We start from the raw sequence: 20,280 nt of genomic DNA, 5'->3' as shown, positions 1-20,280 counted from the left end.
TGAAAGGAGCGTGGCAATCTCAGGGTTTTGGCATGAGATTGCTGAGTCAAAATTTTCAATTTTTTCTTGCAATGACAGAACAATCTATAAAAATACCAACCATGAATATTATAGTAGAAATACAGCAAGATTTAAAAGATGAAGTAACTAAGTTAAACAATTTAATCATTAGCTGTTTAAAAAGTGATGAAGAGTTAATAGAAAAGGTCGGTAAATATTTACTAGAAGCAGGAGGTAAAAGAATTCGTCCGCTTTTAACTATAATAACTGCTAAAATGTTTGATTATAAAGGCGATAATCATATAAAGCTCGCAAGTGCCGTTGAATTCATTCACACCGCCACATTGCTTCATGATGATGTGGTAGACGACAGCACTTTAAGAAGATTCAAACCTACGGCTAACGTTATTTGGGGCAGTAAAACAAGTATTTTAGTGGGTGATTTCCTCTTTAGTCAATCTTTTAAGTTAATGGTAGCTTCCGGCTCTATTAAAGCTATGAATGTTCTAGCTAAAGCTTCAGCAATTATTTCCGAAGGGGAGGTAGTACAGCTAGTGAAGTTAAATGAACGACGTATTATAACTATAGACGAATATCAGCAAATAGTTAAATCTAAAACCGCCGAACTATTTGGAACTGCTTGTGCAGTTGGAGCTATTATAGCAGAGCAGGTAGACCATATTTCTAAAGATATGCAGGACTTTGGGAAATTACTCGGTACGGTATTTCAGGTTATAGATGACTTGCTTGATTATTTGGGTAATGATAAACAGGTAGGCAAAAATATTGGCGATGATTTCTTAGAAGGAAAAGTTACGTTACCGCTGATTTTTTTATATAATAAGTTAGCGCAAGATAAGCAGCTTTGGCTTGAAAATATAATTAAATGTGATAAGCGTACTAAAGATGACTTTGTAAAAATACATGACTTAATGGTAAAGCATGAAATTTACAATGAAACAGTTAATTATTTGAGTAACTTAGAAAATGCAGCAAGTAAGTTATTAAATAAAATTCCGGTTCAGAATATTTATAAAGACTATTTATTTTCGATTATTAAATTTATTTTGGAGCGCTCTTATTAGTTATAGTTATTTGCATTCGTAGCTCAGCTGGATAGAGCGTTGCCCTCCGAAGGCAAAGGTCGTTGGTTCAAATCCAATCGAATGCACCACCACTAATAGAATACATCACTTATTTTCCATAATATAGATTATAGAACAATTTTGAATCTAATGAAAATAAAAATATTGAAAATTGACGAATGGCTGGGACGGGAGGATTCGAACCTCCGGATGACGATACCAAAAACCGTTGCCTTACCACTTGGCGACGTCCCAATGTAGAAAAGTAGAAAATTAGAAATGTATAGACTTTATACCAATATAGACTTTATACCAATAAGTGACGGAAACGTCAATTACAATATAAATTTATTTCATTATTAAGCCAATTCCTCGCTTGCGTGGATAATAAATCATAAATTTTAGCTCTAATTTTGTTATAATATTCCTTGATATAGTTTATTTCATCAATATTAAGTAGTTTCATATCAGTCAATTTACTAGCATAAGGCACTAGGCTTAAGGTTTCAAACTCAAGCCATCCATTACTTTCTTTTACATACATCAAATTCTCAATCCTAATACCATATTTTCCAGGAACATAAAACCCCGGTTCATTAGATAAGATCATACCTGCTTTAAGTATTGTTTTATTACGAAGATGTATGTTTTGCGGTCCTTCGTGAACACTTAAGAAGCTCCCTACCCCATGCCCTGTACCGTGTGGATAATCTAGCATTTCTTGCCATAAATATTGTCGAGCGAGTATATCAAGATTAGCTCCTGCGATGATATTTTTTGGGAATTTGGCTTTAGCTAAAGCAATATGTCCTTTAAGTATTTGCGTATAACGCTTTTTCTGCTCATCTGTCGGTGTACCTATTACTATTGTTCTAGTTATATCGGTAGTAGCACCTTGATACTGACCGCCGGAATCTATCAGTAATATCCCCTGCCCTTCAATTTTTTTAGCAGTTTTTTGGTCAGCTCTATAATGAATAATAGCACTATTTTCCTGAAATCCGCAAATAACAGGAAAACTATCTGAAACATATCCCTCTTGTTTAGCTCGTTGCTCTGTAAGCTTTAAACCGAGGGAATACTCGGTCAATTCGTTATTATGTTTTTCTGGATCCCCGTTTTCACGGGGATGACATTGAGAAAAATCAGCAAAAAATTCACATAAAGCTACTGCATCTTTAATATGCAAATCGATTGCATGCTTAATTTCTACATCGTTCTTACAAGCTTTAAGCGTTAAGCATGGATCGGTAATTTTTTGTACTTTTTTATCAGCTACTAAGTCCATTATATGAACAGATGCTATAGTATCATCAATAAAAATTCTATAAGCTGGTTTGGAAAGATGTGTATTCTCGCTATCTCTTAAAATATTTTCAAATTCTTCTTCCGGTAAAATCGTTATTTCAGGACGAGCATTAATAATTTCGGCATCGATTCTTGTAGGATTTATAAACAAATATAATTGTGTAGAAGTGAGTATAACTTTTGCAAACATTAAAGGCGTATAAGCAACGTCACTGGCACGCAAATTTAGTAACCAACATATGGAAGAGCTATCGAGAATGACTAAGGCAGATTGCTCGGTGTCATTCCCGCTTTCCTCTATGTCATTCCTGCAAAAGCGGGAATCCAAAAAAATTTCACGACATTTACTTATTTTATCAGTATGACTAACGCCTGCCCACTTAATATCATGCAAATAAACTTTAGAGTTTGGCTCTAGCGGCTGATTTGGCCAAATCTTATCAACTAAATTTCCATTAATCTTCTGAAAATTGAACTTTAAATTTGATATAGTGGGATAAGTAAATAATTCAGAATCATATCCTATTTTTTCATCTTTACCAAACTTAGATATATCTTTTAAGTCAAAAAGCTTAAAAAGCTCTAAATCCAGCTCTTTATTTGCTTGCTCTAAATAACGTCCATCGGTAAAGAATAATGCTGTATCTTTATATATAATAGCTATACCGTTTGAACCAGTAAAACCTGTTATATATTCAAGTCTCTTTGCATAGCTTGGAACATATTCACTCATATATTTATCGTTAGATGGAATTATATAACCGTCTATATCATATTCTGTGAATAACTTTCTAAGCAGATTAATGCGGATTTTTGTCATGTTTATATCTCTTATGTCCTTGCCCGCTGGCTGAGCCGTCATTGCAAGGAAATTACTTAAGTAATTGACGAAGCAATCCAGTTAAAAAATTCTGATTTACAGAATTTTTTTATTATTTTTTCTGGATTGCCACGCTTCTTGCAGTCGCTCGCAATGACAGCTCAGCATCCAGCTAGGCAACGCTCATAGACGGGAATGACATTTATACCATCCATAATACAAAGGAATACCAAAGATAGTAAAAGAACTAGCTATAATCAGAGTTTTAACAGGTGTTTCATAGATAACCCATGCACAAAAGATAATCGATATTATAGCTATAAGTAAATAATAATAAGAAAAATTTTCTTTTGAGCTAAAAATCACCTTTAAAAAGGCTAAGCTACAAATTAAATAGACGAATAAGAATGTGATTGCCGAGAAATCTATTATTTGTGTAATCTGTATGGCAAAATTATCATTTGCCGTAAAGACTAATAACGGCACAATGCCAAGGCAGCTTACAATAATTCCGTGAGTTGGAGCGTTATTGCTATTTTTCTTAGCAAAAAATTTCGGTAATAAACCGTCTTCTGCAAGCCCAAGAGCTATCTGTCCGCTAGTTAGCACCCAAGCATTGAGCGTACCTATACATATAATCGAGGCTATAACCGTAATTACGCTTGACCATTTACCCCCGAATAATAATGAAGCAGCATCGGCATAAGGAGCTTTAGCACTGACAAGTTCAGAAGCAGGGATTAATCCCATTATACCTATGCTATTAATAATATATAACACTGCTACGCAAAAAGTTCCAACTATTATGGCTCGTGGAATGGTTTTTGCCGGATCTTTTACCGCACCTGCCGTGGTAGTTGCGCATTCTATGCCGATAAATCCCCAAAAAGTAAGAAGTACAACTCTTCCCATAATGCTCGGAATGCTTAAATTCTCTACTTCCTCGGCAATAGTTATATTATCTATATTAAAATGTGATAAAGCACATAAACCTACTATAAGCAATGGAACAAATTTTAAGAGAGTTAAATAAAACTCTGCTTTTCCTGCTACTTCAGGACCTTTTAAATTTAAAACCATAATAGCACCTAATAATATGATCTGTAATATTAAGTCTAAAATCGCTTGTGATTTAAAAAAAGGTGTTAGATAACCTATTGCCGAAATGACTACTATACTTGTACTGACAAAGGATATAACCCAGTAAGTCCAACCGGTGAAAAAAGCTATTTTATCCCCGAAATTTTCCCGTACATAAACGTGCGGACCTCCTGTTTTAGGAAATTTTGCACAAAGGGTAGAAAATACAAGGGCTATACTCATAGCACCGAATAATGAAAGTACCCAGCCCCAAATGCTGTATATACCGAACGGTGCTAAACTTAACGGCAATATAAAAACGCTAGTACCGATTTGACTGCCGGTTACTAAGACAAAAACCGCCCAGAAACCTAATTTTTGTGACATATTAATCTAATTTAAAGAAACAGCTTTAACATAGCTGAAATAATGATTTTTAGCAATAGTGAAAACTACTATAATTATTTTACTCTTGATTTCTAAATAAAAGATTGATAGCTTTTTAAGCTATCAAAAATAATCTTAGGAGTTAATATGCCAAATCGCACCGCTAAAGTTTATACAGTGAAATCAGGAGATGCTTTATCACAAATTTCACAAAATTATGATACTCCTGTTCAGGATTTAGTTAAATATACTAATATACGTGATCCTAATCATATCGCAGTAGGCTGGGGGATTTCATTTTTCGGTGATTTGCATGATGTTTCTTAAAATAAATCTATTGGTGTAATAGTCAACTGCAATTGACTTTTTATGGATGTGCTGTAATTGCTAGAATAGTGTGATATTATCTTTGTTTGGTCCATAATACCAAAAAATTCTATAAGCAGCAGGAGTATTATTTTCAGCATAAGTTTCAAATATTTCTTCTCCGTTATGTCCTTTAACAGATTTTTATATTTATGGGTATTTAAACTAGGATGATGAGGGTTTGCCTGTAGATATGCCAGTGTTTTTTTACTGCTTTTAAACGTTTTTCTAATCCTTGATTATTTGCGACTTCTTCCAAATCTTTACTAGCTTGAATAGTAAAAAGAATTTTCAAAGTCATCATCTAAATATTTACTGAAATCTTCTATAAATTTAACTTGCCCTTTAGCAGAATCTTTAATACCGTTATTTAATTGCGTTAAAACCTTTTTGTGATTAAATAGCCAACTTTCTTTTAAAGGTATTTCCGTATAGGGTTCTAAAATAATTTGTCCTTTTTTACTATTGCTTCTAGAATAGACTTTTTATCATTTTCGATATCAGCATCTCTCATAAGTCTAATGTCAGCCCTGCTTTCCTTTTCTTCTGTATTAAGCGGAGAAAAGAAATCAATTCTTTCCTCTAGTGCTTTGCGTAAGCTTTCAATATTAAGTGAAGGATAAGAGAATATTTTATTATAAACCCAGTTAAACATATTTTAAAACCTTTATTGATTCTAAAGTGTTACACGCTAAAAGATGTGCCGCAGCCGCAATTAGCTTTTTCGTTAGGATTGGTGAAAGTGAATTGGGCTTTGAATTGAGTCTCTACATAGTCCATTTCAGAACCTAGAATATACATTAATGCCTTTGGGTCGATTAGTATCCGTACGCCCTTTTCTTCAACTACTTCATCGAATTGATTTTTACTATCGGCATATTCCACGTAATAAGTCTGACCGGCACAACCGCCTGACTTAACCCCTACCCTAATACCAAAGGTAGGCTTGGCGCGTTTTTCTATTAGCAATTTTACTTGCTTTGCAGCAGAATCGGTTAATGAAATAACATTTTTCATATTTTAAGAGTCTTTGTTGCTTTCTTTTTTCTGTTTGTAATCGGCTATAGCTGCTTTTATTGCATCTTCAGCAAGTAGTGAGCAATGTAATTTGACCGGTGGAAGTGACAATTCTTTTGCTATTTCGGTATTTTTAATAGTCTCGGCATCTTCTACCGATCTTCCTTTAACCCACTCCGTTACTAAAGAACTTGAAGCAATAGCTGAACCGCAGCCGAATGTTTTAAATTTAGCATCTGTAATAATCCCGTCATCATCAACTGCGATTTGTAACTTCATAACGTCACCGCAAGCAGGAGCTCCAACTAGTCCTGTACCAACATTTTTATTTTCTTTATCAAGCGATCCAACATTACGAGGATTTTCATAATGATCTATCACTTTTTTGCTATAAGCCATTGTTATTCTCTAAAATTTGGTTTTGTATGTTATACTTGCGTGAATACCTGAGCCGTCATTGCGAGGAAAAACTGCAAGTTTTGACTAAGCAATCTCAGGATATTTGACAAGATTGCCACGCAGCCTACGGCTGCTTGCAATGCCGATATTCTCAATGTACAGCCCATTTAATCTTTTTCAAATCAATTCCCTCTTGCATCATTTCCCAAAGAGGGCTTAATTCCCTTAGTTTATCGATTTTTGAGCATATTAAATTTACTGCGTAGTCAACTTCCTGCTCGGTAGTAAATCTACCTATGCCGAACCTAATTGCAGTATGGGCAAGCTCTTCACCGATTCCCATAGAACGTAAAACATATGACGGTTCTAAAGAGGCAGAAGTACAAGCAGAACCGGAGGAAACCGCTAAATCTTTAATGGCAAGGATCATTGATTCTCCTTCAACTCCGGCAAAGCTTAAATTTAAATTACCTTTATATCTTTGATTTTTATCGCCGTTTAAATAAACTTCTGAAATTCGCTTATGTATATTATTTAAAAATCTGTCGAATAAGTAATTTACGTGCTTAGTATCTTTTTCCATCTCACTATACGCTATTTCAGCAGCCATGCCAAGTCCTACGATTAAAGGAGTCGGTAGCGTACCTGAACGTATACCTCTCTCCTGCCCGCCACCGTTTATGAGCGGTGTAACACGCACACGAGGTTTTTTCCTTACATATAATGCACCTATTCCTTTCGGACCGTAAATTTTATGCCCTGAGATACTGGCAAGATCAATATTAAATGCGTTAACATCAATTGGAATTTTACCAAAACCTTGAGCAATATCGGAATGAAAAAAAACGCCCTTTTCACGGCAAATTTTCCCGATTTCCTTTAAAGGCTGAACAACACCTATTTCATTATTAACCACCATAACTGAAACTAACATAGTCTGATCGGTAATGGCATTTTTTAGAGTTTCTAAATCGATTATTCCATTTGGCTTAATCGGTAAGTATGTGATTTTTATATCTTCTTGCTCTAAATGCCTGCAAGCATCAAGTACGCATTTATGTTCACTGACTACGGTAATAATATGATTCTTTTTATTGCTGTAAAATTTTGCGATTCCCTTTATTGCAAGATTGTTAGACTCAGTTGCACCGGAAGTGAAAATAATTTCTTTAGTATCCGCTCCTATTAACTTTGCTACCATACTCCTTGCCTCTTCAACGGCGTTTTCTGCCTCCCAACCGAAAGAATGGCTGCGTGAATGAGGATTGCCGAACTTGGTAGTAAAATAAGGCAACATTGCCTCCATTACTCTTGGATCTATTGGAGTCGTCGCCTGATAATCCATATATATCGGTAAGGTTAAATTGTTTAATTGTGGGTTCATATGGTTAAATTAATTCATGTTTTGGTATAGTTTACACAGTCATCGATGTCATTCCTGCGGAAGCGGGAATGACATATAAACGGAGCCGTGCAACAACGTAGCTTTTAGCTAGGAATGACATCGTAAATCTCCTCAAAAGCCTCTATAAAAGCCTCTATATCACTTACCGTATTAGTATGGCTTAAAGATATCCTAATCGAAGATTTTGTTTCTTCTTCTCCTACACCCATATTGGTTAATACATGCGATTTAGATATTTTTCCCGATGAACAAGCAGAACCGGAACTTACGCAAATATTATGTAAATCAAACCCGATTAATTTCGCTTGTGCATCCGTATTTGGTATAGTAATTAAGGTAGTATTAGGCAACCTAGCTACGTTATTACTAACAATATTTACATTAGGATATTTTTTTAATTTTTTCTCTAAATTTTCTTGTAACTTTTTGATTTTTATATAATTTTCTGAGATATTATCTGTCCTCAATGCAGAAGCTAAACCAAATCCTGCAATTGCTAAAACATTTTCAGTGCCTGAGCGTACTGATTTTTCCTGCCCTCCTCCTATAATCATTGGAGTAATTTGAAAATTAGAGCTAGAAATTAAAGCAGCACCACCTTGCCCCCCTCCTATTTTATGCCCTGAAATTGTAGCAAAATCTAATCCTAATGCTTTGATATTTATTGGTATTCTGCCAAAACCTTGCACTAAATCGCTATGAAATTTTGCCTCATATTTTTTAGTTATTTTACCTATCTCAGCTATATCTTGTAAAACTCCGCTTTCATTATTAGCCATTATTATGGAAACTAGTTTTTTACTAGTATTACTTTGAGCTAACAACTCTTCTAAATGTTCTAAATCAACTAGTCCTTGCGTATTAACACTTATAACTTTAATATTTGGAGCGTAGTTTATATGGTTATAGATCGATAAATGTTCAATAGCTGAAATAAAAATATCGCCGTCATAAAAATTTTTTATTATTAAATTATTACCTTCAGTTCCTGATGAAGTAAAAGTAATATCATATTCTCTAGATGATAAGGTTATACCAAGAGCCGTCGCTATTTGTGCGCGTACCGTTTCTATGAGATTCTTAGCAAATCTACCTGAGCTATGTGCTGATGAAGGGTTAAGCTCCTTGTCCATTAAACTTATTATGAATTCCTTAACTCTAGGGTCGATAAAAGTAGTAGCATTATGGTCTAAATATATCATATATTTAAATTTGAGTTTAAAGCATCTTTAATTGAGATATTTTCAAAATAATCTCTAATATGCTTACCAAGACCTTGCCATAATTTATGCGAATTACATTTTATTGTATCAGGTACGCAAGTTTTAACTGACTTCTTATAGCAGGTAGTCATTATAAAATTTTCGTTAACGGCGTCCATAATATTGGAAATTTTTATTTCTTCTAGGTTACCGATTAAAATATACCCACCTTTCGATCCTCTAATAGCCTTAACTAGATCAGCCTTTTTAAGTTTAGAAAATATCTGCTCTAAATAGTTAAGCGATATATTTTGTTTTACGGACATTTCATTCAACGTGACCGGTTCGGCACTTGATTTTGAAGCCATTTCAAGTATTGCCATTACGGCATATCTTCCTTTCCTCGTCAGCATCATATAACCAACCTATTAAAACTTAAAATTGTTTAATATCTACAATACCCAAGTAATTTAGTCAAGTATATAATTATATTATTTAATAAAAAATTAGCTTGTTAATATAAACTAAAATTTAATTGTGTAAAAACTAGTAGCAGTAGAAAAGAAGGAGAGAATATTATAAATAGGTGTTAATCCAACATTGCCTAGGGACGTTGTTGCATGGTGCAAAAAACACCTTCGATATCATTCCTCGCTAGAATCGGGAATCCAAAATTGCTTTGTCATCATCCCGCAAGCTTGTAGCGGGACCCAATTAAATATTAGTACTTTAAATTATTTTTATGGTCCCAGTGGTCAAGCGAACTAGGTGACATAATGGGTTTTACCAATCCACGCAACAATGTTGGAGTATGACATTTAGCTGGATGCTTGCTTTCGCAGGAATGACATTTAATTATAAATAGTTAATTTATTATCCACGCCCTCTGTTTGTTGTTCTATTTCTAGCTTTAGGTTTTGAAGAAGCAGCAATATTTTTTAAATTAGTTTGACAATTTTTATCTAAAGCACCGGGCATAGTTTCTTGTATTTTTTTACAGCACAGTACATATCTAAAGCTTCAGGTTGATAATGACCGCTATTATTACGAAGGTAATCAATTTTTCTCCTATCATTTATACCTATAACTCCTGCTGCTTCCGCAGGCTTTCCACTTAAAAATGAATCGTGAACAAGATTTTTAGTATTTGGCAAATATTGATTTTTATGAGTACCCATATAAATTGTTCCATCCTCTCCCATTACAAATGCTTGAACATTATTCATGCTTTTACTTTCTTTACCGATAGTAGAAGCTATTTTACCGTTAGCATCAAGTAATCTTTGAGAGGAGGTATCATAGAATAATTGGTGATTTTTTTCTTCTGGTCCCATACGTAATATTTTAAATTTATACCCATCCCATATTTGTTTACCTTGAGCTATTTCTTGAAGATGATGTTCTGCAAGTTTTGGATTTGGATGAACTACTTTAACTCTTACAGAATCTACTATTGCATCGTTTAATTTTTCTAACTCATGTTCCGGTATTAAAGTATGCTTATATGATAATTGATTTTTCTTACATATAGTGCGATAGGTTCTTGTTAATTTGCCAAATAGCGACAAATACTAAACAAGTTGTAAACATTTGTAGTAGCTGTAATAATATGCTTAATTCCGGTATTAATATAATAATAACCGGTTGTAATATTATCGGGACTCCGCTTGAAAACATTACTAACCTTATAGAAGTTTGTATTGAAGTTTTAGTAGTAAGTAAATTAGCTAAGCTATATACTAACAAAACTATAATACTTCTCTCTAATAAGAATGTTACAAACCAAAATAATATAATAGCCGGCATACCGAAATAAATAAATAAATTTGGTGCATATAATAAATGATCGGCAAAATATTTTTTTATTATTTCAGGAGTTAAAATTACTTCATTTTGCTTGAATATCTCAGAATAGTTAACAGTACTTGGGAAATTTTTCTTAGTATTGGCTACAATTAAATTTATCTTCAGCTTATTCTCTTCAAGTACAAACGGTATTTTGCTTTTTTCTTTGTTAGAAACTTGATTTTTTGTATCAATGACGACTATTTTATTGTTATTCTTGCTATATACATATATAGGCTCTACTTCTTCAACTGAAATGTTTGAATTATTATATTTAATTTCCGGTAATTGATTGATAATATATTCAATGTTGGCTGTAACTTTTGATGATTGTATTCCGTTAAAATAATCTTTTAAAGTTATTATGTAATTTAATATAAAAATACAATAAATTATTGATGGAATAAAAGATAAGGTAAATACATATCTTATTCCGTATCCTTGATAGTTTTTATATACATCTTTATAAAACTCTATAGAGCAAATTGATAAATATAATTGACGGAGTAATGCATTTAATCCTCCTAATATAAATGATAATAAATACATGTATAAGTAATTTATTTAAGTTTTTCAACCTCTTCCTTCTTTAATCCGGTTGAGGTAGCTATTAAATCAGTTTTTACACCAGCTGTGATTAAATTTTTGGCTATATTAATTGTGATTTAAGTATTTTTTCTATTTCTATTATATCATTTTGACCGCGTTTGGTCAAAATGTAGAATAAAATTAACTCTATATAATCAATCCCTATATTAACCTCAGCAAATATAGGTAAAAGGTCTGCTATTTCTTACCATCTCTTTAACAAATCTCGTGTATGAATGTGCTTCATAAAAAATTATAAAATTCCGGACCCAAGTATTTTCTGTCAATTTTTCATCAGGAATTTCATGAACATTAATTAGCTGATAATCATTAATCCAAGTAGCTTTTACTAATTCACTATTTTCAAATAATTCCCATAAATTTAAAGGAGCAGTATATTTTTGTATGCCATTATAAAACACTAAAGGATATATGAAAGGAAATTTTGTGTTTTTTAGTATTTTCTATGATATTCAGCAATATTTAACATATACCTAAATAACCGAAAAGTCATATAATAATATTAACCCATGTCTTAGAAGATAATTAAGGTGATCATAAGCTTTTTAAGCAAGTAGAAAATATGGCTTTGCAGCGTGACTCTCTTGTTGTATCGGTAAAACTACTTATTTCAGTAGAGGAAAATAATAAACGAATACAAAGGCCCGATAGAGTTTTGTGTTATAAATCTTTGAGTATTGAAGGAAACGCAGAGTTAATTAATATAACGCATTCTCATTTGTTAGAAATAGATGTTAGTGATCTAACGGCAAGTGCTTTAGCAGAGAAGATTTTAGAGCATATAAATAATATTAAGTAAATGAATAATATTTTAGATTACAAATCATACTACGATTTAATTAAGAATCTGAAGCTAGAAATCAAGCAAATACGAATTCGTGCACATTTAAGCGTAAATAAAGAATTGATAAAACTATATTGAAATATTGGTTTTCAAATAATTAAACGTCAAAAGCTTGAGAAGTAGGGAGCAAAAGTTATAGAAAATATTTCTTATATGAGGCAATTTGCTGAAGAATATAACGATGAACAAATCCCCCAACAGCCTGTTGGAGAAATTCCCTGAGGATATCATATAGTCATTGTCTCAAAAGTTAAAAATCATACTGAAAGGCTTTGGTATGTATGCACACAAAACTATAGAAAACGGTTGGTCACGTAACGTACTAACCTTGCAAATTAAAAGCAATTTATACGCAAGATCAGGAAAAAGTATAAATAATTTTGGACATACTTTACCGGCAATGCAGTCTGATTTAGCAAAATCAATTATAAAAAATCCTTATAATTTAGAATTTCTAGATATTAAAGAAAATATTTTAGAACGAGAACTAGAAAATAAGCTAATAGATAATATTAAGGATTTTTTATTAGAACTCGGTCAAGATTTTGTATTTATAGGTAATCCATACCTATAGAATTAGAAGGAGAGGATTATTACTTAGATTTAGTTTTTTATCATGTTAAACTTAAATGCTATGTTGTTATTGAATTAAAAACGGGTAAATTTAAACTTAAATTAACCGAAGAATTTACCTACGAAATTAAAAAGCTATTTACCTAGTCCAAAAGATTTAGCTAGGTTAAAGAAACGAAGAGAAAAAGGATAATTATGAGTAGTGTAAATATTAGTTTAGCAACTCCTGATAATATTACAAATATTTTACCTTTGATGGCTCAACTTGGCTATCCTTCTAGTTCAGAAGAATTAATAGCACGTTTTAAGCATTTTACAAATCGTGAGGGGTATGGTGTTGCTTTAGCTAGTTTAGATAATAAAATAGTTGGATTTATTGCTTGGTCTAAATCGCTGCTTTTCGCCTCAGATAAAACTAAAATTCATATTGAAGCTTTAGTTATTGATGAGAATTATCGGAGAAAACAAATAGGTAAAAAGCTTATGGAATATTTAGAAGAAATAGCAAAAAAATATAGCCTCGTAATCGTTGATCTTACTTCTGGTTATCGATGTGCTAAAGACAGTACGCATATATTTTATGAAGTGCTAGGTTATCATAATTCCAGAGAAATGGCTAAATTATATTTAAGAAAAGAGTTATGAAGAATGAATCTGTAAAGAATATACGTTTAACCACTGCAACCGTTGCTGATTACCCTCTAATCCAAAATATGGTACGGTTTTATATATATGATATATCGCGTTATTGTGGGTTTGAATCAGATGAGTATGATTGGACATTGCCACGAGATGGTTTATATGAAGCTGATAATTACAAAAAATATTTTATAGAAACGGATAGGAAAGCCTATTGAATTAAATTAAATGACGAAATAGCAGGTTTTATATTGCTTAATAAGGTTGGAAACGCATTATAAAATCGATTGGAATATGGGGGAATTTTTTATTATAGCAAGATTTCAAAATAAAGGAGTTGGTAGGCAAGTAGCTAAGCAAATTTGGCAAATGCATAAAAGATTATGGGAAGTTGCGGTTATTCCTGAAAATAAGCCGGCATTAATATTTTGGCGGCAAGTCATTAACGAATTTACCAAAGGTAATTTATCTTGAGGAAATTAAACTTGTTCAAATGAGTGATTATAAGGCCGAAAGAGTTATTTTTGAATTTGGTGCCAATATATTATTGAATATAAATTTTACTACAACCTAATCTCTGCTTTTGCTAAATCTTTTAAAGTGCGTGATCCGGTGCATAGCATGGTAATTTTAAGCTGCTCGATTATCAATTGTATCTCTTCGGAAAGCAAGCTTTCAGAAGTATCTGCCGCTTTTAAAAATTGACCGGCAAGTCCAAAAATATTAGCTCCTATACGAATTGCTTTTGCACCGTCAATGCCGGATTTTAACCCGCCACTGGTAATAATCGGAATATCTTTTGAAACTTCCCGCACCATTTTTAGAGAATCTAAAGTCGGGATTCCCCAGTTAATAAAGCTACTAGCTATACGGTTTTGTAACGAATTTGTACCACGATAAGCCTCTACTTGACTCCAAGATGTTCCACCGCTCCCTGCAATATCAAGAACCTTAACCCCTGCGTCAATAAGACTCTCAGCAACTTTTTTAGATAAACCGTATCCTACTTCCTTAACAATTACCGGAATAGAGAGGTAATTAACCACTTCTCTTATCTTAGGTAACAGCTTTTCCCAGTTTCTATTACCTTCCGGCTGAGTCAGTTCCTGTAACACGTTTAAGTGTAAAATTAAGGCATCGGCTTTAATAGCATCCACTAAATATTGACATTCTTTAGGTGTCACTCCGTAATTAAGCTGTACTGCACCGATATTGGCTAGTAAAGGGATATCGGGAGCTATATGTCTTACTGCAAATGTCTTGATTGTATCCGGTTCCGTTAACAAAATCCGCATAGAGCCAAGCCCCATAGCAATACCGGCTTTTTGAGCGACCTGTGCAAGTCTATAGTTAATATCTCTAGCTCTAGTCGTGCCTCCGGTCATACTAGAAATTAGGATAGGTGCTTGTAAAGATTTTCCGAGGAAAGTAGTAGTTGTATTTACGCTATCGTAGTTAATTTCCGGTAATGCATTGTGAATAAAGTGAATAGATTCAAAACCGCTTTTAAGTGTAGATTCAACGTTTTTCGTAAGATTAATTTCAATATGGTCTTGCTTTCTTGCTATATCTAAATTCTGATCTTTTAGCATTTTCTCACTAATTCTTTTTACACTTAATCTATATTAATATATCTAGGTTCTGTGAAGATTTCTAATTGATTTTTTATAATTATTATTATTGTATTAAATGTCCACAGAACCTAAGCATTAAAGAAATAATCAAGTGCTGCAAGTTTTGAAGGTAAGTTTATTAATGGGTCTGAACGCTCAAAATCATAAGCATTGTAAAGGAGTACAGTCTGCTTCTATAATGTAAGCGTGTATATTTTTAGGCTCATTATTTCTAGCTTATACCCTATAACATAGCTTGAGTATTTTTGTTCGATCAATTCTAACCTCCATTCTATATCCTTATCCCACCATAGTTTTATATGTGGCATTTCTAGCCATTTTAAAAAAAGCAAAAAATGAGAAGTAGAAAGTGGGGTAAAGCTTATGTTAATATATTGCTTATCATTAAATAACTTGTATTACCTTTAAAATGCCCCGCTTTGAGCTTTATATTCTTCCGACCTGTTGTAATACCAATTAAGTTAATTTCTGATAATTGTGTAATTACTTTATGCATTTTATAGCCTCTTATTAATTCACTAAGTAAGTTAAAACTAATCTAAAAAGGAATTATGATAAGATTTGAATATTATCTAATTTTTTTTGAAAAGCAAAAAGTCCTTAGTTTATGATATGTTTACTGTGTGAAGTATTTATAAATTGAAATAGTAATAAGATATGGTGGAGTCAGGGGGAGTCGAACCCCCGACCTTTTGAATGCCATTCAAACACTCTACCAACTGAGCTATGACCCCAATATAGTCATTGATTTGGACTCGCCTGCATCGTCATTCGTCGTTCTCCTATTAGTTAGGTTTAACTCCTCGCTTCTGGTGTGCAAATCCCACTGACTTGACTATAACAAATTAATTCTCTTATACTATAATAATAAAACTAAATCTATAAAAGTTAATCTTTATTTTGCTAACAATGCCATAGCATCTCTGGAAGACAGTATATTATCTATTAATCCAAATTTTTTTGCTTCTTCCGGTGACATGAAATTATCACGTTCCATACTTTTTTCGATATGTTTTAACTCTTGTTCAGTATGTTTACTATACAATTCGTTAAGTAACCTTTTGATTTTTAGGGTTTCTTGAGCGTGGATTTCTATATCGGTAGCTTGCCCTTTATAACCTCCTGATGGTTGATGGATCATAATACGACTGTGAGGTAAACTATAACGCATCCCCTTTTCGCCCCCGCACAGTAAAAGTGAACCCATAGAACAAGCTTGACCTATGCATAATGTAGCCACTTTAGGTTTTATATATTGCATTGTGTCATAAATTGCAAGACCTGCGGTTACAACTCCTCCGGGGGAATTGATATACATATATATATCTTTTTTAGGATTTTCTGCTTCAAGAAACAATAATTGTGCAACAATTAAGTTTGCCATATGATCTTCAACAGTACTACATACAAAGATTATACGTTCTTTTAGCAATCTTGAATATATATCATAAGTACGTTCACCGCGTGATGTTGGTTCAATTACTATCGGTACATACGACATTAATATTTTCTCCTGAAGTTGATTAATTAAATAGTTTTTCGTCATTACGAGGAGGTTATTTTAATAACCGACGTGGCAATCTCATGAAGTAGCATAGAACTCCTGAGATTGCTTCATTGAAACTTACAGTTTCTCCTCACAATAACTTATAATAGATTATTACTTCTTATCTTCTAAAGCATTAGCAAGTATATCTCCCATATTGGTAGTATTATCACTAGAACCATATTCTTTGAGAGCTTTTTGACGTTCTGCTATTTTATGAGCTTTTAGCGATAATAAAACTCTACCGGTTGATTTCTCGATAGAAACAACTGTGGCTTCTATTTCTTTGGCTATTTGAAACATTTCAGGCTTCTGCTCGTCTTTTTCATCCGATAGTTCAGTTCTTTTAATAAAACCTGCTACTTTATCGTTTAATAATACTTCGAGTCCCTCATCTTTAACTTCTGTTATAAGGGCTTTAACTATGGTGCCTTTTTTATATTCATCACTGATTTCTTGATATGGATTCGGCGACAATTGTTTTATACCTAAACTAACTTGTTCTTTTTCAATATTAATGGCTAGAACTTTGCATTCTATTTCGTCACCTTTTTTGTATGATTTTAATAGATCCGTTCCTTTATCTTCCCAGCTAATATCACCTTCATGAATCATGCCGTCCATATTATTACCGAGTGCAACAAAAATACCGAAATCCGTAATATTTCTAATCGGTGCTTTAATTATAGTACCGACAGGATTATTTTCAGCGAACTTTGTTAAAGGATTTTCTTGGCATTGTTTAATACTTAAAGAAACACGATGCTTTTCAGTATCGACCTCTAAAACTACGAAGTCTACTTCTTGCCCTATAGTTAGGGTTTTTCTAGGATTTTGATTAGATTTTAACCAACTAATTTCGCTTGAATGAACAAGTCCCTCAAGCCCGTCTTTTAATTCTATAAATACGCCGTAATCAGCAAAATTTGTAACTTTACCGGTCATTTGTTTACCGACGGGGAATTCTTCTTTAATTGCTTCCCATGGGTTAGAATCAAGTTGTTTTATACCGAGTGATATTCTTTTGGTTTTTTCATCAAACTTAATAACCATTACTTTAACCTTTTGGTTCAAGTCTAACACTTCTGAAGGATGGTTAACTCTTCCCCAAGAAATATCGGTTAAATGTAATAAACCGTCAACACTTCCAAGATCGATAAACGCACCGTAATCAGTAATATTTTTTACGGTTCCTTCTAATACCATGCCTTCTTTAATTTTAGATAGCATCTCATCTCTAGCTTCGGAACGTGATTCTTCTAAAATAGCTCTTCTTGAAACTACTATATTACCAAGCTTTTTATCCATACTTAAAATTTTAAACGGTTGCTTGATATTCATTATAGAAGTAGGATCTTTAATAGGTCTAACGTCAACTTGACTTCCCGGTAAGAATGCTACTACACCGGATAAATCCACGGTAAAGCCTCCTTTTACACGACCGAAAATCGTACCGTCGACAAACTTGCCCTTGGAACACATGATTTCTAGTTGTCTCCATAATTCTTCTTTAACTGCTTCTTCACGGCTCAATATTGTTCTGCCGTTACGTCCTTCAATTTTCTCGATGAAAACTTCAACTACGTCCCCAACTTCAGGTAAAGCTAAAAATTCAGACTTAGGTATTCTACCTTCATTTTTTAATCCAACGTCAACAATAATTATATCGTTTTTTATTTCGATTACTTGACCTTTAACTACCGTTTTTTCTTTTATATGACTTGTATCAACGGTTTCAAGCATTTTAGAGAAATCTTCCGCAAATTCGTGATTCATTGCTGCAAGTTGTGGAACAAATCGTTGTTTTAGTTTTATTGACATATTCTTCTCGTAGTATTAGCTAAAGTGCCTAGGCTAATAAAATTTTTTTGAAAGGTTAATAAAATTGGATGCTCTTGCATAGCTAGTATGTCATTCCCGCGTAGGCGGGAATCCAGAAAAAGCGAAATTGAGCTTCTAATATTAAAAATTCAGTGTGTTTTTACCTTTTAGTTACTGAATTCCCGCCTACGCGGGAATGACATACTAGCTATGCAATAACGCCATACAATCGAATAAAATAACCTAGCACTTTTTCAAGTTATTTTATTCTTTATATAATTTGTTACTTCTTCTACGACTTCCATAGCCGAAAGCTTTGAAGTATCGATAATTAAAGCATCTGAAGCCGGTAATAACGGTGCAGCTTTTCGCTCTTTATCTCTTTTATCTCGCAAAATTATTTGCCGTAAAATCTCATCGAGTATACATGTTTTTCCTTTTGCTTGCAACTGCTTATATCGTCTTTCAGACCTAATTTGAGGATTTGCAGTTATAAAAATCTTTAAATCGGCGTCAGGTGCAACAACGGTGCCTATATCCCTACCCTCCATAATCATTCTAGGTGTTGTTTTTACTAGATTAATCAGGTATTTGTTTAGATTATTTCTAATTTCACTTATTACGGCAATTTGCGATGCTATATTTCCTATATTCTCATTCTCTAAGTCAAAATTATTGTCGAGTTTTAATTCTTTAGATAAAGCAATTACCGCATCTATATCAGTGACATCTATTTTTTGACTAATACAGTCAAACGCAAGCTGCCTATAAACAATACTTGACTGAAAATATTTAAGAGAAAATTTCTTGGCCAGTATTAAACCGATAGTCCCCTTACCTGAAGCAGCAGGACCGTCAAGAGAAATAGTGAAATTTTGAGAAATATCAAAGGCTTTAGTTTTTAAATCCACCATAAAATTATAGACTAAATAATAAAATATTATAAATAATGGAAATAAAGCTTGAAATCTAGTACATTAATGAATTTTTTAAAAAAACAAGGGTTAAAAACTACATATAGATTTAGTAGTACACCCTATGATGGGGTAATCAACAAATTAATTTTTTGATTTACAGCTTTAGCGTATTTTTGAAGGCTTAAGACATTAGGAATATGATGTCCGCTTTCCATTCTTGCTATTTGCGCTTGAGAATTAGACATTTTTTAGCAACATCCGCCTGAGTCATATTAGATGCAAGACGAACCTTTATTAAAGTGCTTGCTATCTCAAATTCCATTTTTCGTTCTTCATAAGCTTTTTTTACTTCGGGGTTTGATAATAACTCTTTTTTAAATTCATCAAAGTTTTTCATTAAAACCTTCCTTTAATCTTAAGTTTTAGTTATTGAAATAGCTGTTTTAGGAGTTTTTTCTGTTTTTTTAATAAATGTATGCAATATAACTATTTTTTATCAATATAATCTTTTTAACATATAACTTGAACTAATTAATTGACACTTATCTTAATTGTAAATATTATAAGGTTCATAATTCAATAAAGCTAAAACTACATAAAGATTAAAAAAATTATCAGGGTGATTAGCTCAGTTGGTTAGAGCATTACGTTGACATCGTAAAGGTCGGTGGTTCGAGCCCACTATCACTCACCATTCTCCATTTTTCGGTATTGCTACAAAGGTATCAAACGGCGAACACAGCATAGAGTAGAGGCTTTTCAGTGTTCAAAGAAGGTGAGAGA

25 protein-coding genes, 4 tRNA genes and 1 pseudogene are annotated in these 20,280 nt (G+C 32.9%); 10 read left to right on the top strand and 20 right to left on the bottom strand.

Annotation, left to right across the window (positions count from 1 at the left end; genetic code table 11):
- Positions 1-101: 101 nt before the first annotated feature.
- Together ABVF33_RS04320 and ABVF33_RS04315 are read left to right on the top strand one after the other, a co-directional pair.
- The gene (locus tag ABVF33_RS04320) at positions 102-1,085 is read left to right on the top strand and encodes a polyprenyl synthetase family protein (protein WP_499706446.1); all 984 of its coding nucleotides are present in this window, start codon (positions 102-104) and stop codon (positions 1,083-1,085) included.
- 12 nt (positions 1,086-1,097) lie between these two features.
- Positions 1,098-1,174: transfer RNA gene (locus tag ABVF33_RS04315), tRNA-Arg, on the top strand.
- Positions 1,175-1,265: 91 nt separating this feature from the next.
- On the opposite strand, the gene ABVF33_RS04310 is transcribed toward ABVF33_RS04315, so the two are convergent.
- From ABVF33_RS04310 to ABVF33_RS04295, 4 genes and pseudogenes are all read right to left on the bottom strand, one after another.
- Positions 1,266-1,340 (bottom strand) — tRNA-Gln (locus tag ABVF33_RS04310).
- A 76-nt stretch (positions 1,341-1,416) separates the two neighbouring features.
- Positions 1,417-3,255, bottom strand: a complete 1,839-nt coding sequence (locus ABVF33_RS04305) for an aminopeptidase P family protein (protein WP_499706389.1) — start codon at positions 3,253-3,255, stop codon at positions 1,417-1,419.
- Between the two features lie 13 nt (positions 3,256-3,268).
- Positions 3,269-3,381: pseudogene (locus ABVF33_RS04300) on the bottom strand (lytic transglycosylase domain-containing protein); the annotation flags it as partial.
- Positions 3,382-3,396: 15 nt separating this feature from the next.
- Positions 3,397-4,680, bottom strand: coding sequence for an APC family permease (locus ABVF33_RS04295; RefSeq protein ID WP_499706388.1), 1,284 nt, complete (start codon positions 4,678-4,680; stop codon positions 3,397-3,399).
- 147 nt (positions 4,681-4,827) lie between these two features.
- Here ABVF33_RS04295 and ABVF33_RS04290 point away from each other — a divergent pair, with 147 nt between their 5' ends.
- The gene (locus tag ABVF33_RS04290) at positions 4,828-5,007 is read left to right on the top strand and encodes a LysM peptidoglycan-binding domain-containing protein (protein WP_499706387.1); all 180 of its coding nucleotides are present in this window, start codon (positions 4,828-4,830) and stop codon (positions 5,005-5,007) included.
- Positions 5,008-5,485: 478 nt separating this feature from the next.
- On the opposite strand, the gene ABVF33_RS04285 is transcribed toward ABVF33_RS04290, so the two are convergent.
- The 9 genes from ABVF33_RS04285 to ABVF33_RS04245 all read right to left on the bottom strand — a co-directional run bounded on the left by ABVF33_RS04285 (position 5,486) and on the right by ABVF33_RS04245 (position 11,924).
- Positions 5,486-5,701, bottom strand: coding sequence for a hypothetical protein (locus ABVF33_RS04285; RefSeq protein WP_499706386.1), 216 nt, complete (start codon positions 5,699-5,701; stop codon positions 5,486-5,488).
- A gap of 29 nt (positions 5,702-5,730) precedes the next feature.
- The gene (locus ABVF33_RS04280; protein ID WP_499706385.1) at positions 5,731-6,063 is read right to left on the bottom strand and encodes an iron-sulfur cluster assembly accessory protein; all 333 of its coding nucleotides are present in this window, start codon (positions 6,061-6,063) and stop codon (positions 5,731-5,733) included.
- Between the two features lie 3 nt (positions 6,064-6,066).
- Complete coding sequence (gene iscU, locus ABVF33_RS04275) at positions 6,067-6,462, bottom strand: Fe-S cluster assembly scaffold IscU (RefSeq protein WP_016916863.1); 396 nt, start codon at positions 6,460-6,462, stop codon at positions 6,067-6,069.
- A 151-nt stretch (positions 6,463-6,613) separates the two neighbouring features.
- Positions 6,614-7,846: an IscS subfamily cysteine desulfurase gene (locus ABVF33_RS04270; RefSeq protein ID WP_499706384.1), complete on the bottom strand. Its 1,233-nt coding sequence runs from the start codon at positions 7,844-7,846 to the stop codon at positions 6,614-6,616.
- 104 nt (positions 7,847-7,950) lie between these two features.
- Positions 7,951-9,069 (bottom strand): cysteine desulfurase family protein, encoded by a 1,119-nt coding sequence (locus ABVF33_RS04265; RefSeq protein ID WP_499706383.1) that lies wholly within the window; start codon positions 9,067-9,069, stop codon positions 7,951-7,953.
- A complete protein-coding gene (locus ABVF33_RS04260) occupies positions 9,066-9,485 on the bottom strand; it encodes a Fe-S cluster assembly transcription factor (protein WP_499706382.1) in 420 nt (139 codons plus the stop codon). Before ABVF33_RS04260 ends, ABVF33_RS04265 begins: the two co-directional genes overlap by 4 nt.
- Positions 9,486-10,031: 546 nt before the next feature.
- A complete protein-coding gene (locus tag ABVF33_RS04255) occupies positions 10,032-10,637 on the bottom strand; it encodes an IQM protein middle domain-containing protein (protein WP_499706381.1) in 606 nt (201 codons plus the stop codon).
- Positions 10,591-11,463: a DUF1189 family protein gene (locus tag ABVF33_RS04250; protein ID WP_499706380.1), complete on the bottom strand. Its 873-nt coding sequence runs from the start codon at positions 11,461-11,463 to the stop codon at positions 10,591-10,593. The genes ABVF33_RS04255 and ABVF33_RS04250 overlap by 47 nt, the downstream gene beginning before the upstream one ends.
- A 212-nt stretch (positions 11,464-11,675) precedes the next feature.
- Positions 11,676-11,924, bottom strand: a complete 249-nt coding sequence (locus tag ABVF33_RS04245; RefSeq protein WP_499706379.1) for an Rpn family recombination-promoting nuclease/putative transposase — start codon at positions 11,922-11,924, stop codon at positions 11,676-11,678.
- Positions 11,925-12,085: 161 nt separating this feature from the next.
- On the opposite strand from ABVF33_RS04245, the gene ABVF33_RS04240 reads away from it, so the two are divergent.
- The 6 genes from ABVF33_RS04240 (at position 12,086) to ABVF33_RS04215 (ending at position 14,053) form a co-directional block, all read left to right on the top strand.
- Positions 12,086-12,322, top strand: coding sequence for a hypothetical protein (locus ABVF33_RS04240; protein WP_499706378.1), 237 nt, complete (start codon positions 12,086-12,088; stop codon positions 12,320-12,322).
- A gap of 283 nt (positions 12,323-12,605) precedes the next feature.
- A complete protein-coding gene (locus ABVF33_RS04235; RefSeq protein ID WP_041472216.1) occupies positions 12,606-12,941 on the top strand; it encodes a PDDEXK nuclease domain-containing protein in 336 nt (111 codons plus the stop codon).
- A complete protein-coding gene (locus ABVF33_RS04230; RefSeq protein ID WP_081420740.1) occupies positions 12,932-13,087 on the top strand; it encodes a PDDEXK nuclease domain-containing protein in 156 nt (51 codons plus the stop codon). The genes ABVF33_RS04235 and ABVF33_RS04230 overlap by 10 nt, the downstream gene beginning before the upstream one ends.
- Before the next feature lie 48 nt (positions 13,088-13,135).
- Positions 13,136-13,585, top strand: a complete 450-nt coding sequence (locus ABVF33_RS04225) for a GNAT family N-acetyltransferase (protein ID WP_499706377.1) — start codon at positions 13,136-13,138, stop codon at positions 13,583-13,585.
- Positions 13,582-13,797 (top strand): hypothetical protein, encoded by a 216-nt coding sequence (locus tag ABVF33_RS04220; RefSeq protein WP_004998351.1) that lies wholly within the window; start codon positions 13,582-13,584, stop codon positions 13,795-13,797. The genes ABVF33_RS04225 and ABVF33_RS04220 overlap by 4 nt, the downstream gene beginning before the upstream one ends.
- Positions 13,798-13,873: 76 nt before the next feature.
- Positions 13,874-14,053, top strand: a complete 180-nt coding sequence (locus ABVF33_RS04215; protein WP_499706376.1) for an acetyltransferase — start codon at positions 13,874-13,876, stop codon at positions 14,051-14,053.
- 89 nt (positions 14,054-14,142) lie between these two features.
- Here ABVF33_RS04215 and fni read toward each other — a convergent pair whose 3' ends face one another.
- The 7 genes from fni to ABVF33_RS04180 all read right to left on the bottom strand — a co-directional run bounded on the left by fni (position 14,143) and on the right by ABVF33_RS04180 (position 19,894).
- Entirely contained in the window at positions 14,143-15,171 is a 1,029-nt protein-coding gene (gene fni / locus ABVF33_RS04210; protein WP_499706375.1) for a type 2 isopentenyl-diphosphate Delta-isomerase, read from the bottom strand.
- A gap of 403 nt (positions 15,172-15,574) precedes the next feature.
- Positions 15,575-15,709: a hypothetical protein gene (locus ABVF33_RS04205; RefSeq protein ID WP_499706374.1), complete on the bottom strand. Its 135-nt coding sequence runs from the start codon at positions 15,707-15,709 to the stop codon at positions 15,575-15,577.
- A 162-nt stretch (positions 15,710-15,871) separates the two neighbouring features.
- Positions 15,872-15,947: transfer RNA gene (locus ABVF33_RS04200), tRNA-Ala, on the bottom strand.
- A gap of 161 nt (positions 15,948-16,108) precedes the next feature.
- Positions 16,109-16,714: an ATP-dependent Clp endopeptidase proteolytic subunit ClpP gene (clpP, locus tag ABVF33_RS04195; protein WP_499706445.1), complete on the bottom strand. Its 606-nt coding sequence runs from the start codon at positions 16,712-16,714 to the stop codon at positions 16,109-16,111.
- Positions 16,715-16,873: 159 nt separating this feature from the next.
- The gene (locus ABVF33_RS04190; RefSeq protein WP_499706373.1) at positions 16,874-18,580 is read right to left on the bottom strand and encodes a 30S ribosomal protein S1; all 1,707 of its coding nucleotides are present in this window, start codon (positions 18,578-18,580) and stop codon (positions 16,874-16,876) included.
- Between the two features lie 254 nt (positions 18,581-18,834).
- On the bottom strand, positions 18,835-19,494 hold the full coding sequence (cmk, locus tag ABVF33_RS04185; protein ID WP_499706372.1) for a (d)CMP kinase: 660 nt from the start codon (positions 19,492-19,494) through the stop codon (positions 18,835-18,837).
- A gap of 223 nt (positions 19,495-19,717) precedes the next feature.
- On the bottom strand, positions 19,718-19,894 hold the full coding sequence (locus tag ABVF33_RS04180) for a hypothetical protein (RefSeq protein WP_004998366.1): 177 nt from the start codon (positions 19,892-19,894) through the stop codon (positions 19,718-19,720).
- Positions 19,895-20,114: 220 nt separating this feature from the next.
- On the opposite strand from ABVF33_RS04180, the gene ABVF33_RS04175 reads away from it, so the two are divergent.
- Positions 20,115-20,191: transfer RNA gene (locus tag ABVF33_RS04175), tRNA-Val, on the top strand.
- Positions 20,192-20,280: the final 89 nt, after the last annotated feature.

Origin of the sequence: Candidatus Rickettsia barbarica (assembly GCF_041477405.1) — a bacterium.
GTDB lineage: Bacteria > Pseudomonadota > Alphaproteobacteria > Rickettsiales > Rickettsiaceae > Rickettsia > Rickettsia rickettsii.
This window is presented reverse-complemented; position numbering and strand designations above follow the sequence as displayed.